At 62.8% G+C, this 14,647-nt stretch carries 13 protein-coding genes; 2 read left to right on the top strand and 11 right to left on the bottom strand.

The genetic code is table 11. The annotated features are described in order from the left end of the window. Nucleotides 1–65: 65 nt before the first annotated feature. The 4 genes from BLU26_RS09290 to BLU26_RS09275 form a co-directional block, all read right to left on the bottom strand. Nucleotides 66–785 carry an extensin-like domain-containing protein gene (locus BLU26_RS09290; protein WP_231701921.1) on the bottom strand — a complete coding sequence of 240 codons (720 nt, stop codon included), beginning with the start codon at nucleotides 783–785 and terminating at the stop codon, nucleotides 66–68. Between the two features lie 3 nt (nucleotides 786–788). Continuing rightward, nucleotides 789–1,598, bottom strand: a complete 810-nt coding sequence (locus BLU26_RS09285) for a metallophosphoesterase family protein (RefSeq protein WP_092285971.1) — start codon at nucleotides 1,596–1,598, stop codon at nucleotides 789–791. Continuing rightward, a complete protein-coding gene (locus BLU26_RS09280; RefSeq protein WP_092285969.1) occupies nucleotides 1,595–2,581 on the bottom strand; it encodes a diacylglycerol/lipid kinase family protein in 987 nt (328 codons plus the stop codon). Before BLU26_RS09280 ends, BLU26_RS09285 begins: the two co-directional genes overlap by 4 nt. Nucleotides 2,582–2,722: 141 nt before the next feature. Next, nucleotides 2,723–4,096 carry a diguanylate cyclase domain-containing protein gene (locus tag BLU26_RS09275; protein WP_092285967.1) on the bottom strand — a complete coding sequence of 458 codons (1,374 nt, stop codon included), beginning with the start codon at nucleotides 4,094–4,096 and terminating at the stop codon, nucleotides 2,723–2,725. A gap of 187 nt (nucleotides 4,097–4,283) precedes the next feature. On the opposite strand from BLU26_RS09275, the gene BLU26_RS09270 reads away from it, so the two are divergent. After that, on the top strand, nucleotides 4,284–5,732 hold the full coding sequence (locus BLU26_RS09270) for a GGDEF domain-containing protein (RefSeq protein ID WP_092285965.1): 1,449 nt from the start codon (nucleotides 4,284–4,286) through the stop codon (nucleotides 5,730–5,732). Between the two features lie 68 nt (nucleotides 5,733–5,800). Here BLU26_RS09270 and BLU26_RS09265 read toward each other — a convergent pair whose 3' ends face one another. From BLU26_RS09265 to BLU26_RS09240, 6 genes are all read right to left on the bottom strand, one after another. Next, on the bottom strand, nucleotides 5,801–6,547 hold the full coding sequence (locus BLU26_RS09265; protein ID WP_092285963.1) for a phosphatase PAP2 family protein: 747 nt from the start codon (nucleotides 6,545–6,547) through the stop codon (nucleotides 5,801–5,803). Between the two features lie 62 nt (nucleotides 6,548–6,609). Next, a complete protein-coding gene (locus BLU26_RS09260; protein ID WP_197674475.1) occupies nucleotides 6,610–7,275 on the bottom strand; it encodes an alpha/beta fold hydrolase in 666 nt (221 codons plus the stop codon). 94 nt (nucleotides 7,276–7,369) lie between these two features. Continuing rightward, the gene (locus BLU26_RS09255; protein ID WP_092285961.1) at nucleotides 7,370–9,226 is read right to left on the bottom strand and encodes a diguanylate cyclase; all 1,857 of its coding nucleotides are present in this window, start codon (nucleotides 9,224–9,226) and stop codon (nucleotides 7,370–7,372) included. A gap of 127 nt (nucleotides 9,227–9,353) precedes the next feature. Beyond that, nucleotides 9,354–10,181, bottom strand: coding sequence for a hypothetical protein (locus BLU26_RS09250; RefSeq protein WP_197674474.1), 828 nt, complete (start codon nucleotides 10,179–10,181; stop codon nucleotides 9,354–9,356). Nucleotides 10,182–10,360: 179 nt separating this feature from the next. Continuing rightward, nucleotides 10,361–12,181 carry a DUF3592 domain-containing protein gene (locus tag BLU26_RS09245; protein ID WP_092285959.1) on the bottom strand — a complete coding sequence of 607 codons (1,821 nt, stop codon included), beginning with the start codon at nucleotides 12,179–12,181 and terminating at the stop codon, nucleotides 10,361–10,363. 76 nt (nucleotides 12,182–12,257) lie between these two features. After that, nucleotides 12,258–12,941, bottom strand: a complete 684-nt coding sequence (locus BLU26_RS09240; RefSeq protein ID WP_157719340.1) for a hypothetical protein — start codon at nucleotides 12,939–12,941, stop codon at nucleotides 12,258–12,260. Nucleotides 12,942–13,110: 169 nt separating this feature from the next. On the opposite strand from BLU26_RS09240, the gene BLU26_RS09235 reads away from it, so the two are divergent. Then, a complete protein-coding gene (locus BLU26_RS09235) occupies nucleotides 13,111–13,647 on the top strand; it encodes a DUF3087 family protein (RefSeq protein WP_092285955.1) in 537 nt (178 codons plus the stop codon). Here BLU26_RS09235 and BLU26_RS09230 read toward each other — a convergent pair. Continuing rightward, nucleotides 13,644–14,600, bottom strand: coding sequence for a quinone oxidoreductase family protein (locus BLU26_RS09230; protein ID WP_092285953.1), 957 nt, complete (start codon nucleotides 14,598–14,600; stop codon nucleotides 13,644–13,646). The two genes, BLU26_RS09235 and BLU26_RS09230, sit on opposite strands and share 4 nt — an antisense overlap. Between the last annotated feature and the right edge of the window lie 47 nt (nucleotides 14,601–14,647).

Raw genomic sequence — 14,647 nt, 5'->3', positions numbered from 1 at the left:
CCCAGTTTAGCTGCCGCCGGCGGAGGCCAACAATGGTGGATGTTGCAACAGTGCGGTGCGCTGCCCTAGCGGCAGAAACCGAAGTTACGGTTATCCAGATGAAAATGGTTGGCGTGCGGCGCGTTGTAATCCGGGCCCAGCACGGTGCCGAAGTAGTCGCAGGCGGCGGCGTGCGCCTCGTGCAGAAACTGCGATTTATTGGCGGCTTTTTCGTTGTTCCAGTCGCGCAGCACGCTCACCTGCACGCCGCTACGGGTAGTAAAGCCGGCGACGTCAAAGGCGGCGGCGCTGGCATGCTCGCTGCGCCGGGCGTTTTCGCGGTGGTAGATGTTGCGGCAGGCAAAGGTGCCAAAGTGCTCGATGCGCGCCAGCGGCGAGCCCAAATGCTGTTCGGCGAGCGGTTGCAGGCGCTGGCGCTCGAACATCAGCCAACTGGCCGTGACCGGACAGGTGAGGGTGAAGGGCGCATTGAAGCCGATGCTGGTGCGTTGCACGCGTACCACGTTGCTCAGCGGGCAGCCAGCGACGGGTGTGTAGTCTTTCAAGGGCGTGTGCTGCAGCGCCTGCGCCCCAGCGGTTTCCAGTAGCGCCAGACATTGCGCTGGATTGTCCTGCAGGCGTTGCAACTTCCAGCGGGTAATCGGCGTCATGCGGTCATCCAGGCGCAGTGGTTCGCGCGGGTCCCATTCGGGCGGCAGCTGCCACCAGGGCTGCAACAGCGCAAACAGGCCGAGCAACAGCAGCAGGCAGAGAAACGCGGAGAATCCGGAGCGGAACAGGCGCAAGGGTCAATCGCTCCGGTGCAGCGCCAGATCGGTCTCGCTGAACAGTGCAAAGGCATCCTGCTCGGCGTCGTAGTCCCAGCGTTCTACGCTGCACTCGTGCAGGCCCTGGTGGCATTCATGGCGAATCAGATTGACCGAATTGGGAATGCTGCCGCGTACGCGCTGCGACACCGCGGTGCCCGCCTGCGCTGTCCAGCCGGTGCGTGGGCTGTGCTTGCCGCTCAGCGGGCGAATGTAAGGCAGGTGAATATGCCCGGCCAGCAACAGATCCATACCGGCATCGACCCATTCGGGTATCGCCTGCGCCCGGCCAATCAGCAGGTTCGACTGGTCGGACTCCTCAATCGCGCGAACCGGGTGATGCTGCATCACGATGCGCAGCTGTCCCGGCTTGGCTTGCTTGAGTCGCGCGGCGACGCGGGCGATCTGCTGCTCGGTAACCTCGCCGTTTTTGTGGCGCGCCGGCTTGGTGGAGTTGACGCCGACCACCAGCAGTTGCTCGGTCTCCAGCACCGGTTCCAGATCGCTGCCAAACTCGCGGGTATAGTTGCGGTAAGGGTGAAACAGGCGGGTAAACAGGTGGATGATCAGCGGTATGTCATGGTTGCCGGGCACCGTCAGTACCGGCGCCGGGAGCTGGTCGACAAAGGCGCGGGCGGCGGCAAACTGGCTCGGCCGCGCGCGTTGGGTGATGTCGCCGCTGAGCAGAACATGTTCCGGCCGATGTTGCTGCGCCAGGCGCAGTAGCGCGGCGGGAACGCCGGATTGCTCGGTACCGAAATGCGGGTCGGAGATATGCAGTAAACACGTCATGCGCGCTCCCGTTGGCTGTCGTCGCGGGGCACCAGTAAGGGCAGGGCTGTCTCGGGTACGCGAAACTCCAGCGGTGCGCGCAGCCAGAAAATCTCCCCGTCCATGGCGACCTTGATACGGCGCCGGGCCGGGCCCAGGCGTACGGTCATTTTCTTGAAGCCAAAGCTGATCAGGTTGTCTGCCTCACCCATGCGGCTGAGCAACCCTCTGGCGACCAGCCCATAGAGGGCCAGGGTACTCAGCGGCTTGGCAGTCATGGCGACCAGGTGGTCGCGCTGTAGTTCGACTTCCTTGTGCACGCCAATGTGTTCGAGCTGCAGGGCGTTATTGCCGACGACAATGGTCTGGGTCCGCAGCTTGCGTGTGTTGCCCTCAAAATCCAGCGTAACCGACAGTTTTCGATGGGCACGAAACAAGGTCACCATCGCAGACCAGAGCGCCACCCAACGGCTGCGACCGTAGCGCTGTTTGTAAGCCTCGCGATCCTCCAGCAGGGTTGGATACAGCCCCAGGCTGGCGTTAACCAAAAATACCTTGTCGTTGAGCATACCGACCTGCACCGGCTCGATGACCGCGTCCAGCAGGCAGCGGGTAGCGGTCTCGGTATCCTGGGAAACACCGTAGGTGCGGCCAAAATAGTTGAAGGTGCCCTGCGGCAGAATGGCGAACGGCAAGCCGGTGCCCAGTACCACATTGCTCACTGCGTTCAGGGTGCCATCGCCGCCAGCCGCAACCACCACGCCCTGGTTGGCTTTTGCCAGCGCCACTGCCTGCCTGGCTGCTTCGATCAGGCCTTCGCCGCCATTCACCTTGATCAGTTTGAACTCGCGCCCGGCTGCACTCAGCACACTGCTGATGCTGTCTTCCACCTCGTTGCCCTGATGTTTGCCTGAGCCGGTGTTGAGCACGATGTAGAAGGTCTCGTTCCCGCGCAGTAAGGGCAAGGAGGGGGTTGCAGGTGCGGCGGTAGTGGTTTGCGGCATTCCGTTACCCTGATGGTGGTATGGGCTAGCTGGAGGCAGCGGGCCGATGCGGGGGACAAGCCCGGCTGCTGTCTCATGTTAGGTGGGCTGCCGGGCGGATGGTTCCCTGCAGAGTTCTGACGGTTGGCGCGGGGTGGTATATCAGGCGCTGGGTTGGGGGCTGGCCTGGGGCGCGCTGCACTGGGCGGTACGAGTGCTGCTGCCGCCCTCCTGCTTGGCGCGATACATGGCTTGATCTGCCTGGCGCAGCAAATGATGAGCGTCGTCGGCATGCTGAGGGAAGAGTGCAACGCCCACGCTGACGTTGCTGTGCAGCTGATGTAGGCCGACCTGGAAGGGTTGGCGCAGCGCGGTGCAGATCTTGCCTGCGACTATGGCACTAGCAGCTTCGCTCTGCACACTCTCCAGTAATATGACAAATTCATCGCCGCCCATGCGGGCAACCGTGTCGCAGTCGCGCACACAGTCGCTCAGGCGCCTCGAGGCTTGCTGCAGCAGCAGGTCGCCAACGTCGTGGCCAAGGCTGTCGTTCACCTGCTTGAAGTTGTCCAGGTCGAGATAAAGCAATGCCAGACCTTGCTCTTCGCGCTGGGCGCGGGCCAAGGCAACATTCAACCGGTCCATCAATAGGGCGCGATTGGGCAGGCCGGTCAGATGGTCGTAGTGCGACTGGAATTGCAGGCGTGCCTGCAACTGCGCCCGCTGAATGGCGGCGGCAATCTGTGCGGAGACGTACTGCAATAGCTCAAGGTCCTCGCTGTTGTAGTACGGGCCTGCCGCATCCCCGCGTAACAGCACGGCACCAAACAGCGTGTTTTGCACCTGCAAGGGCACGCCAAGCCAGTTCTCGGCAGCGGCCGGGGCATTGTTATGATCGGGCTGCGGCGGCACCAGCAGCAGTGGCTGGCCGCTATGCAGAATGCGCTGGCTCAAGCTGGTCGGTGACGGGAGGGCGGCTTCGTCGGCCTGGTTTTCCGGCTGGCAATAGGGGAAATCCAGCTGCCCTGATTCGTGGTTGTACAGCGCAATACTGAACAGCCGCACGGGCAATAAACGCTGCACGATCTGATGGATCTGCCGGAAGAGCAGCGTCAGGTCGTCGCCGGAACTGGCCGCCTCGGAAATGGCGTACACCGCCTCGCGCATGCTTTCGGCGCGCTTTTGTGCGGTGATGTCGCGGGCCACGGCAATGCGCAGCTGATCCTGCTCCGACCAACGGGCTGACCACATGATGTGGGCAAACTGGCCGTTCTTGCGTCGGTAGCGGTTGGTGAAGTGGGTTACCTGTTCGCCCCGCAATACTCGATCTGCCGTCGCTTTGGTAATGGCTACGTCGTCAGGGTGAACGAGGTCGAGCACTCTGCGGCCGACCAGTTCGGCGGCAGGATAGCCGAACACTCGCTCGCTGGCGGCGCTAACGTGTACGAAGGTGCCCTCGGCATTGACCATGCAAACCGCGTCCAGCAGCAAGTCCAGTGCATTGGTCGGTGGTGCCGGCTGGGGCGTGTTATGCATAACCTGAGGTCCGCTGGTGGCAAGAGTCTTAGCGCAGCGCTGGGACGCTGGGTCCGGTAGAATGCGGCGCTTATGATGGCATTTTAGTTGTTCTCTTGCGCCACGTCCTGTTTTGCCGCCGTTGTGGTTCGCTGACGGGGGTGTGCTTGAATGTAAAGGCAGCAAGGGGGGTGGAGCAGGGGTAGTAATGACGATCTATAGCAAAAGCGCAATGACACGGATTCTGGCGGGCCGGAGCAAACGTCACCAGCTACTGATCAGTTTGACGCTGATGATGTTGCTGGTATTTGGCGCCTCGCTGTTCGGTATCCTCACCCGGCCCTACGGATTTCTCGCGGCGCTCTGGCCTGCCAATGCATTATTGCTTGGGCTGATGTTACGGGTACCGCGCTTGCAACACCCGGCGGGGTGGCTGCTGGCTCTGCTGGCGTACATGGCCCCGGATCTGTTGACCGGTGGCGAGCCGCTGCTGGCTTTTGCATTGGCGCTGACCAATCTGGTCTTTGTGGCGGCTGGCGTGCTGTTGTACCGCCTGTTCGCACCCGAGCCTCCTGCGCTGGCGACCCCGGCCTCGGTGTTGCAACTGCTGCTGGTATGCATCGCCGCAGCTTTTTTCAGCATGCTGTCGGGGATGACGTTGGTGCGCTGGTGCGCACCGGAGTGGTTTGCCAGTGGCCTGTGGCATATGGCGGGGTTCTGGTTTACCTCCGAACTGGTCAACGGCATTGTGATTCTGCCGATGATGCTGACGCGTGCCGAGCGCCGTGTCAGCCCAGGCAGGGCGGTGGGTCAGGATAGGCTTGGCCATGCACTACCTGCTTTGGCACTTATGGTGTCAGTGCTCATGGCCGTGATACTGAATGGCCCCGGCTCGATTGGCATCCCGGTGCCGGCGCTGCTCTGGTGTGCGCTGCACTACTCGACCCGGGCCACGGTCTTTTTCACCGCCGCCACCAGCCTGGTGCTGATGTCGACCATCAGCGGTGATCTGCAAGGACTGGAACAGTCGGAAGCCAGCCTGGATGTGATTATCTCCGCCCGCCTGGGTATAGCGCTGGTTGCCCTGGGCCCCCTGACGGTGGCCTGTATCAACAGTGCCCGGAACGAATTGCTGCAGCGGTTTGAGTACCTCGCCAATCATGACCACCTGACAGCGGTGCTGGACCGCGGCGGCTTTTTCGCTCGGGGTCAGCATCTGCTGGGCAGTGCCAACAGTGCCCGCGCGCCGGTGGCCGTGATGGTGCTGGATATCGACCATTTCAAATCGGTCAACGACCGTTACGGGCATGCTGCGGGCGACGAGGTATTGCGCAGGTTTGCCCAGACCATAGACGCAACCCTGCGCAAGAACGATGTCTTTGGCCGTACCGGGGGCGAGGAGTTTGCGGTGATCCTTGAGGGTATCAACCGCGACAGCGCCCTCGGTCTGGCAGAGCGCATGCTCAGCGAGGTCGCACGTCAGGACACCCCGGTGGCAGAGAATCAGACCCTGCGTGTGACCGTCAGCATTGGTCTGGCGTGGCATGCGCAGGCCCCGCTGAACGAGCTGGATAGCCTGCTGGCGGAGGCCGATCGCGCGCTATATCGCGCCAAGGCGGGTGGCCGCAACCGGGTTGAGCTGGCGGAACTGGCTTAGCCACCTGCGGCCTGAAATAACACGACGGTGGGTGCCCTCGCCGTGTGTTCAGATCCGGTGCGCCGCTGTCAGGAGTTTTCCGTCCGGGCGGCAGCTGGTTTGACGGTACCTGCGGTCAACCGAATCAGTATGGGCAGCACAATGCCTAGGCACGCCGCCACCAGCACGTCGGTTGGCCAGTGCACGCCCAACACCAGGCGAGAAGCGGCGACCAGGCCTATCCACACTCCCGCCAAGCACAGTGCATAGCGACGGCTGGCCGGCCAGAGCTGGGCGGCGCAAAGCGCCAGCGCGGTGGCACAGGCGGCGGTGCCCATGGTGTGTCCGCTGGGGAAGCTGTAACCCCAGTACCAGTCGGTAGCCCACAACGCCGGTCGCTCGCGCGCCACGGCCAGTTTGATGGCGTAAACCAGTAGCGCGGCGCTGATCATCGACAGCGGCAGCAGCAGGGCTTCGCGGTACTGACGTGCCAACAGCAGGGCAGCGCAGAGCAGCACACCAAGCGGGGTAAGAAACCGCGACGACCCGGTCAGCGTAATCCAGCTGAAAGCGCTGACGGCGGCGGCTGAAGTGTGCTGGTGAATGTACTCCAGCAGGGCGATATCAAATTCGCTGGTATGCCCACCCAACACCGCCTTGCTCACTCTGATCGCCACCACCACGAGCGTCAGCAACAGCACGATCACGGCCCTGCGCTCCTGCAGCGAGCGGTGCCAATGTGGCTGACGCCGCCGGGCATAGCTGAACAGGCTCAAATACAACAGGACGATGCTGAGCAGCATCAGGGCAAGGTCGGTCAGGGTGTCGATCAGCATGCAGTGGGTGCGGCCTTCCAGGAGTGAGGTAGGCCATGCTATCAGGCCCCGGTGCCGGTGTATCAGCGGTGCTGATTCTGCTCCCCATGCAAGGCCGTCGGCGGATGCACAAAGTGCCCGTAGCGCAGAAAGTGCAGGGTCTGCGTTATGACCTGCTCATCGCGCATCATCAGTGGGTGGGTAACCGGCAGGCTGATGTGGTCGGCCATGCCTGCCACCTTGGTGCTCTCTACCGAAACCTTGCCGTCATCCGGGTTGGGCAACAGGGTAGATAGCAGCAGGTTGATACTCTGGGTGCCGGCAATGATGCCGAGGCTGAAATCCGGCTGTTCCAGTTGACCGGGCAGATCCTGCTCTGTGGTGCCCAGCTCGAGGCCAGCCGGCCCGTTGAGCCAGGCGAAGCCGGGCACTTCACGCAGGGTGTCGACTATCTCGCTACCCTGGTTTGGCGGCCCCAGCATTACCACGTTGCCCAGGCGCGGCAACGGGTGTTGCTGCAGGTAGTGGCGCAGCACGATGCCGCCCAGTGAATGGCTGACAAAGTGCAGTTGGCTATCGGTGGGACAGGCCTCGATGGCGGGAGGCACGGCCAGCTCGCCGAGCTGATCGACGGTATAGTGGCGGGAGGGATAGTCGAGATTGACCACCTGATAACCGGCCTGCTCAAGCGCTGCCTGCATGCTGGCCATGGAGTCGCTGGTGCGGGCCAGCCCATGCAGCAAGATCACACAGTCGCGAGGTACTGTAGCGGCGCCGGCACAACACCACAGCAGCGCCAGAAACGCCGCGACAGGGAGCGCCGTAAGACCTGCCCGGCGTCGCTCAGGCGGGCGGTTTTTCGGCATACATGGCCTTGTCTGCCTGATTTAGCAGCAGGTTGGCACTGGCGGCTTCCTCTGGGTAGAAGGCCGCGCCGATACTGACGCCGACCTGCACGGTATCGCCGCTGCTGAGCAGTATGGGCGCACAGACGGCCTGCTGGATCTTGCGCCGCAGGGTCGTGACATCCTGCGAGTTGTGCAGTGACTCCAGCACCAGCACAAATTCATCTCCGCCCATGCGGGCAACCACATCGCTGCTGCGCACCACCGCGCGCAGCCGGTTGGCGATTTCGATCAGCACCTCGTCGCCCGCCGCGTGGCCAAACTGGTCGTTGATGCACTTGAATCTGTCGAGGTCGGCGACCATCAGCACGAAGCTTTTCTGCTGCCGGTCTGCGCGCGCCTGGGCTTCGATCAATCGCTCGTTCAGCAGCGAGCGGTTGGCCAGGCCGGTGAGTGGGTCGTGTTTGGCCTGCTGCTCCAGTAATTGCTGGCTCTGCACCAGCTGTTGATTGGCCTGTTCCAGCTCCAGCGTGCGGTCAACCACGCGCGCTTCCAGCAGGCGCTCACTCTCGCGGACGGTCTCCAGCATCTGCTGGCGAATCTGCAGCGCCTGCGCCTGGGCGTGGTCGCGCGCGCGCTGGATGTCGTTGATACGGTCGGCCAGCGCCAGCGAGAGCAGCAGCATTTCCAGCCCGGAGCCGATGGCCAGCGCGTTGGCGGTCAGCGGGTTGGAGGGCAACAAACCCAGGTTATGCAATGAAATGATGGTGACCCCGGTCAGGAAGGACACCCAGGCGAGGACGAAAAAGCGTGCGCCCGGTTCACGCAGATACAAGCTAACCGCGCCGAGGAAGAAGGCGCTGGCGGCGAACAACAGTGATATCAGGTTCACCGCGATGGCGCCCAGGTGATAAGACCAGAACACCGTGCATAGGAAGGTCAGCGCGTAGGCAGCGCTGATCAGCGGCATCAGCCACTGCAAACGCAGGCGACGAGGTGTGTCGGCAAGAAAGCGCTGTACGAAAAGGGCGCCAAAGAAACCGGCCAGTGAGACCGAGCCGGTGGGCGCAAGATCCGTCAACAGGGCGTTGTGCGGCCAGATGAACTGCCCCACCAGCCCCGACAGGCCAGCTTGCCCAAGAGCCAGACAGCTTATAAACGCGACGTAGACTAGGTACAGCGGGTCGCGCAGCGACAGGTACAGAAACAGGTTGTAGATCAGCAGCGCCAACAGCATGCCGTAGTAGACACTGAGCATGGAGTAGCTGAATTGGTCGTTCTGCCACAGGGCGTCAGGCTGCCAAAGGATGACTGGCGCCGCCAGCGTGCCAGCGGAGCTGACAGCAAGATACAGCACATAGTGCGCGTTCGGCTCCAGCTGTAGCTCGAAGATATGATGGCGGTGCCTGATGGGCTTCTGATCAAAACTGATCTGATCGCCCGAGTGTTGGTGCCGTGTTGGCTCGCCCTCACGCACGAGGTAGAGGTCTATCTTGTCCAGCGAGGCGTGGGCGACTTCGAGCAGCCAGCGCGGCGGCAGGGCCGTCGGGGTATCGAGTTCGACGCGCAGCCAGATCTGGTCTGAGGTGAGGCCAAAGTTGCTGGCGGTCGCCCGGTGGCTGGGGGCGGTGAACGCGCCGGACCGATAAGCCTGCTGGGCAGCCTCTAGGTTGATTGGTTGGCCCGGCTGCCGGTAGGTCGCCAGTTGGGCGGAGAGGTTGATTCTTTCGGCGGGGGGCACTTCAAAGGCGCTGGCGTTCAGACTCAACAGCAGCAGCAGGCAGCCGAGCAGCCAGCGCCAGCCAGCTTGGCAGCGTGCTTCGAGCCAGATCCGTAGCGTCGTGGTGTTGGTCATCCGCAGTCAAGCTTCCAGATTGCCGCGCGGCAGGAAAGTGCGCTTTCCCTGAGTGTAACGGACTGTAGTCGCAGTGGCGAAATGTAGTGGCGAAATAATGCATCCGCCGCCGCGGCGGCGGATTGCCTTAGAACGTATAGGTCTCCTGGCTGCCGGAGGGCTCCAGAGTGGCCGGTATGGCGGGCTTGGGCTGTGGTGGTTGCGGCGGCGTAACCGGCTGCGGCTCGGGCTCGCTGACGGCGTACTGCTCTACGGTCTGGCCCCACAGGGTGCCGACTTCGCCGACAAAGCGCTTGAAGCTGGCCGCCTCGGCTTGCACCCGCGCGCGGTCGACCGCATCGGCGCTGTCCCAGACAGTGGTGCGTTGTTCGTTGCGCTCGGTAGCCTCGGCTACGCCATAAATGTATCCAGTGCGCACATCCACCAGCACGCCCGAGGTCGTCGAGGAGACAAACGCCTGTTTGCTGGGCAGAAAGCCCAGGGTGATGGCGGTCAGCGGACCGAGCGCCTTGCCCTCGACATGGAACGCGGTATCCACCGAGTAGAGCAACAGCATGTCGGCCTTGAGGCGCGCAGCGGACAGGCGCAGATCCTTGATGCTGTCGAGTTGTTCCGGCAGCAGCAGGCGACCGACCGGCGCCACACCGGCGACCAGCTGCATCTCGGCGAGCTTGGCAAAGTCGCTTTCGTCTTCCATATCGCGGGTGGTGACCACGCTGTAGCGGCCGCTGCCATAGCTGTCGTTGGTTCTGGAGCTGTAACCTGACGATTGGATTCGCGCGACCGCGATACGCGCGGGGAAGGTGGCGGCAGGCTCCACGGCCATCAGCTCGGCGATGTCGCCATCGCCCAGTGACGGAATGTTCACGCCACCGGCCGGGGTGGTGTAAGTGGCGCAACCCTGAATCACGGCAAGGCAGAGAGTCAAAATAAGCGGAGGTAACGAACGGGTCATACTGGCAATCCTGGTAATTAGTGCTGGCCTTGGCACGCTAGTGGTGGGCGTGCCTGGCGGGAAACTGAATGAAGGTGCGTGCAGGCGGCCTGAACCGGAGCCTGGCTTCGAGCACTTGGCAGCGGCTGGCCGCGGGACTCGAATTCGCGTAGGCGAATCTTATCCTGTTGCTCTGCGCGCTACAAAGGGAGAGTAGGCTGTGGTCCCGGAAACAGTTGATCCAGCACCTGTTTGCACAGCGCGTCGGCCGCTTCACGGCCGGCGATGTGACCGGTCAGCGCGATGGGCTGGTTGCCTGAACGCAGCAGCAGCTTGAAACTCTGGGTTGTGGTCTGATTATCAACGCTGGTCATGCTGTGCTGCAGCTCCAGCTGATCGCGGGAATGCACGGCAATGCAGCGTCGCCGCAGCGGTAGAAAGTACCACTTGCGGGTTGCGCATATCTGTCCGGGTGAGACCAGGCTGGAGACGTTGAGGCCTGGCCAGATCAGCGCGAGCAGCAGCACCGCGAGGCCGATCAGCAGTAATGGCGGGCCAAGTAGCCACAACAGAACCTGGCCGTTCAACGCCAGATACAACAGGCCTGCGCCGAGGGCCGAGAAGGTCAGCCCCAGGATCCATAACCCGATGACCATCAGGGTTTCCATCTCGCGTTTACCTTTGATGTGCAGCCCCTTGGTGGTTCGCTCAATGACGGGCTGAGCGGTCGCAGGGCTGGCGGCTTGCCGCGAGGTGGCAGCGTTTGGCTGCGCGCGTTGCGGTTGCACGACGGCGCGTCGTGCCCGCCCGCTACCGGCTTCTACCGGGAGCCGCCAGGGGCGCTCAAACTGAAACTCATGCTCTGGAGCACCGGCTAGCGTGGCGCGGGTAGCTGGACTGTTACTGCGATCTGCCTGTATGACCAGTCCTTCGCAAACAACCTCCCATTCAATTGTGCCCTCGGCTTGCGGATGATCGCCGGTAGCTGGGAGGTGCGCGGGTACGTCGAAAACAAAGTGTGTGTCGATGCCCTTCGCTGATGGGCGGCAGTAGGCCTGCGTTTGCTGTTGCCAGAGCGGCACGCGCCGAGTTTCCCTTTCTCGCCCGCCGTTGTGATCGGAAGATAGGCTGTACACGTGGTAGACATGCACGCAGCTCAGTGTGCAACGCGGCGGCTCAAGCCATTCACCTTGGGTCAAGCGGAAGTATCCACCTACCTGCCCGCCGGCATAGCCTGGCAGCGGATCAGGAAACAGTCGCGTGGCGCCGATCTGGTTGTAGCGCTGCCTTGCGCGCAGTCCTGCGCAGAGCGAGATAATGCCGATTAAGGGCAACACCAGCAGAACCAGTAGCACACGCTTGCCTTCGGCCACCGCAGCCGGCAAGGAGAACACCAGTGGCAGGCAGGCGAGGGTGAACAGGCCGCCAAACCAGCTCAGATAATCGGCGCCTTCTCGCGTGCCGCTGGAAATGCCCTGGCGAGCTATCACCTCCAGGGTGATATCGGTTCGGGCGCGAACCCCCAGCCACATGATGCCCGCGCCCAGCAGCAGAATCATACCGCCCAGGTAGCCGCTAAACCCCAGCAACGGCAGGTGCAGCTGGCGCGTGAGCAGAGCCTGCTCGGGATCTGCCGGGTTTACCCAGGCTTGCAGTCGGCCAGCTTCCTGCTGGCGTTGCAGGTCGGTATAAAGTTGCTGCCAGTAGTGCTCGAAGCTGTCGGGGCCTTCGCTCAATCCCAGCTGTTGGCTACGGTAGCTCCTGCCGCCAAACGCATAGCTGTATTGGCCGGTTACCTGCCAATTTTTGGCCTGGTTAGGCGCTCGAAGGAATTCAAGCTGGCTGAGTTCTGCGGGTACTGGCTGCCAATCGGCGCTGGCTTGATAACGCCAGAGCATACTGCCGCCAAGGCTGATGGCCAGAGCGGCGCCGAAGACGACAAAGATAAAACCGAACAGCAACAATCCGCTGCTGACATCGAGTTTGGGTAGGCGGGCGAGGAGCGCTCTGAAAACCGGCATCGGGAAGTCCTTTCCTGAATGGCCGGGCAGTATATCGATTCACGTCAAGCAGCCCTGAGACGCCCCTCGCAAAAACTCAACGCAGCGGCTTGCTGGTCAGTTCAAAGGAGTTGATGAAGGCATCGATGCGTTCTTCGGCGCCGGCTGTCGCGCCCGGCTGATCGGGTTGCGGGCGATTGATCCAGATGAAAGCAGCGTTGTCGCCGCGCTCCAGATAGTAGTAGCTGTGCCAGATATCCACGGCATCGGCGCTCATGCCTAGCGCGCTGCGCGCCGGGATGTATTGGCCGAAGGTGGCGCTGGTGGCGCTGACACCGCTGATCTGATGGTCCTGCAGGGTGATAGGCTCCAGCGTGGTGCCGTAGCGCTCCTCAAACAGCTGGAAATACTGCGCTGTCGCCTGGCGGTACAGCTCGCCTTCGGCCGGCAGGTTACCCTTGAACAGGTGTACGCGGTAGACCTCGACCGGGGCGGCGGACGAGGTGAACAGCACCTGGCTTTCGCTGATGTCGAAGGACTCGGCAATATGCATACTGGCGTAGGCTTCGCTGCCGGGGCGGAACGGGGTGTCCACTGCGAAGCTGTCATCGGCGGCGCGGTAGTGGCCGTGCTCCAGCTCACCGCTGATCAGGCTGTTGGCGATCCCGGTAGTGGTGGCGTCATTGGCGTTTTGCTGGCTGGCGCAGGCGCTGAGCAGCAGGGTGATCAGGGCAGGGGCGAGCAAGCGTGGCATCGGATTGCAGGTCGAAGGTGCAGGCATGTATTTACCGTTGTTGTGGAACCGGGTGAGTGCGCGGGTCTGGCAGGTCGCGCCTCCGGTTGCAGTATAGCCTGCATGGCGCTCTGCCACCGCGCACGTCTGCCTTTCTGTGCAGAGACTGCGTACACTGCGGCGCAGCAGTCGCAAGGTAAACAGGGGTAAGCAAGCTATGGCGATACTATTCAAGATTGAGCAGCGCGACCCGGTGATCTACCGGCAGCAAACGCGCAAGAGCACCGTACTGGTGCTGGTGTTGTTCGCGGTGCTGGCCATGCTGATGTCCAGCCTGCTGGTGGCGCTGCTGGGGCAGCCCGACGGGAGTAATTTTCGCTGGAACCTGACCGGCGTTTTGCTGGGATTGGCGCTGACGGTGGTGATCGTGCGCTTTGGGCTGTGGCAGCGCGCGGTGATGGAGCCTGCAGTATATGGTTGGAGGCTCAAGCGCAGTCTGATGCGAGTCACCAACGTCATGCACCAGGTCAAGGCCGGTGTTGCCAGCAATAACCCCGCAGCCATGCAGCTGCTGCGCTTTTATCATCTTGGTCTGCTGGAGATGCACCGTCTGGATGGCAACAGCAGCGCCTTGGAAGATCTGGTGGCAGAGCGCGAGCAACTGCTCCAGGCACTACAGCAACAGGGCCTGGAGACAGAGTGCTACGCGCTGCACAGCGAATGGCTGGAGGCGGTCAAGGCAGTCCGCGTTTAGGGGATGAACACGATGCGCTCGTGCGGGCTGTCGTCTACCCAGGCGCTACTGACCTGGGCAAGCGATCGCGCCACCGTCGCCACCTGCAGGCCAGCGGTCGAAACCGCCTGCAACAGCTGACCAACGCAACGCACCAGCGCGGCGTTGGAGACGCTGCCCAGGCCACTGCCCAGCAACTCCAGCCCACTGCTGCGCAGGGCGCCGGCCGGCAAATCCATACTGGCGCCGCCGAGCGAGCCGAGGTTCACGAAGCGCACGCGTCGCGCTGCTTGCCCCGGCGCATGGCTGTCAGCGGCGCGCATGATGGCGACGGCTGACGGCCCCCAGAGGTAATCCAGCACGATATCAATGCCCGTGTCGATTTCGGCGCGCAGCTGTGCGGCCAGCGCCTGCTCATCCTGCTGCAGGGGGATGAAGCGGTCGGCGCCGAGTGCCAGCAGCTCGGATTCGGTGGCCGGGTTGCGGCCGGTCACCACAATACGCCCGGCGCCCAGGTGACGCGCGATCTGTATTGCCAGCCGGCCGGAGGCACCGGTCGCGCCGTTGATCAATACCGCTTCACCGGGCTCGAAGCTGGCGCGCTCAATCAGTGCAGCCCAGGACGACATGCCAGGATTGGCGATGGCCGCCGCGGTGAGGTCATCAATGCCCTCCGGAATGGCCACCACACAATCGGCGCTGACCGCCACTCGCTCGGCCATGGCCCCCACCGGGTTACGCGGAAAGGCGAAGTACACACGCTCGCCATTGTCGAGTACGCCCACGCCGTCAGCGCCAGGCACAAAGGGTGGCTTGGGGCTGGAATAGTGTTTGCCAGAGGCCTGGGCGCGCACCAGTTGACTCAATGCAGCGCTGCGCACAGTGACCATGACCTCGCCCGGCTGTGCCTGCGGCTCGGCAAACTCAAGATACTGTGGTGGCTGGTTGGTATCGTTCACGACTGCGGCTTTCATCGGCGCCTCGCCCTGTGAAGTGGAAGTGGGCAGCCAGTCTAATCCCT

This window comes from Halopseudomonas sabulinigri (assembly GCF_900105255.1).
GTDB classification, from domain to species: Bacteria; Pseudomonadota; Gammaproteobacteria; order Pseudomonadales; family Pseudomonadaceae; genus Halopseudomonas; species Halopseudomonas sabulinigri.
This window is presented reverse-complemented; position numbering and strand designations above follow the sequence as displayed.

What these genes read in the sequence shown, in the direction of transcription:
- BLU26_RS09285 (WP_092285971.1), bottom strand. Translation starts at nt 1,598, where the DNA reads ATGACGTGTTTACTGCATATCTCCGACCCGCATTTCGGTACCGAGCAA.
- BLU26_RS09280 (WP_092285969.1), bottom strand. Translation starts at nt 2,581, where the DNA reads ATGCCGCAAACCACTACCGCCGCACCTGCAACCCCCTCCTTGCCCTTA.
- BLU26_RS09275 (WP_092285967.1), bottom strand. Translation starts at nt 4,096, where the DNA reads ATGCATAACACGCCCCAGCCGGCACCACCGACCAATGCACTGGACTTG.
- BLU26_RS09270 (WP_092285965.1), top strand. Translation starts at nt 4,284, where the DNA reads ATGACGATCTATAGCAAAAGCGCAATGACACGGATTCTGGCGGGCCGG.
- BLU26_RS09265 (WP_092285963.1), bottom strand. Translation starts at nt 6,547, where the DNA reads ATGCTGATCGACACCCTGACCGACCTTGCCCTGATGCTGCTCAGCATC.
- BLU26_RS09255 (WP_092285961.1), bottom strand. Translation starts at nt 9,226, where the DNA reads ATGACCAACACCACGACGCTACGGATCTGGCTCGAAGCACGCTGCCAA.
- BLU26_RS09250 (WP_197674474.1), bottom strand. Translation starts at nt 10,181, where the DNA reads ATGACCCGTTCGTTACCTCCGCTTATTTTGACTCTCTGCCTTGCCGTG.
- BLU26_RS09245 (WP_092285959.1), bottom strand. Translation starts at nt 12,181, where the DNA reads ATGCCGGTTTTCAGAGCGCTCCTCGCCCGCCTACCCAAACTCGATGTC.
- BLU26_RS09240 (WP_157719340.1), bottom strand. Translation starts at nt 12,941, where the DNA reads ATGCCTGCACCTTCGACCTGCAATCCGATGCCACGCTTGCTCGCCCCT.
- BLU26_RS09235 (WP_092285955.1), top strand. Translation starts at nt 13,111, where the DNA reads ATGGCGATACTATTCAAGATTGAGCAGCGCGACCCGGTGATCTACCGG.
- BLU26_RS09230 (WP_092285953.1), bottom strand. Translation starts at nt 14,600, where the DNA reads ATGAAAGCCGCAGTCGTGAACGATACCAACCAGCCACCACAGTATCTT.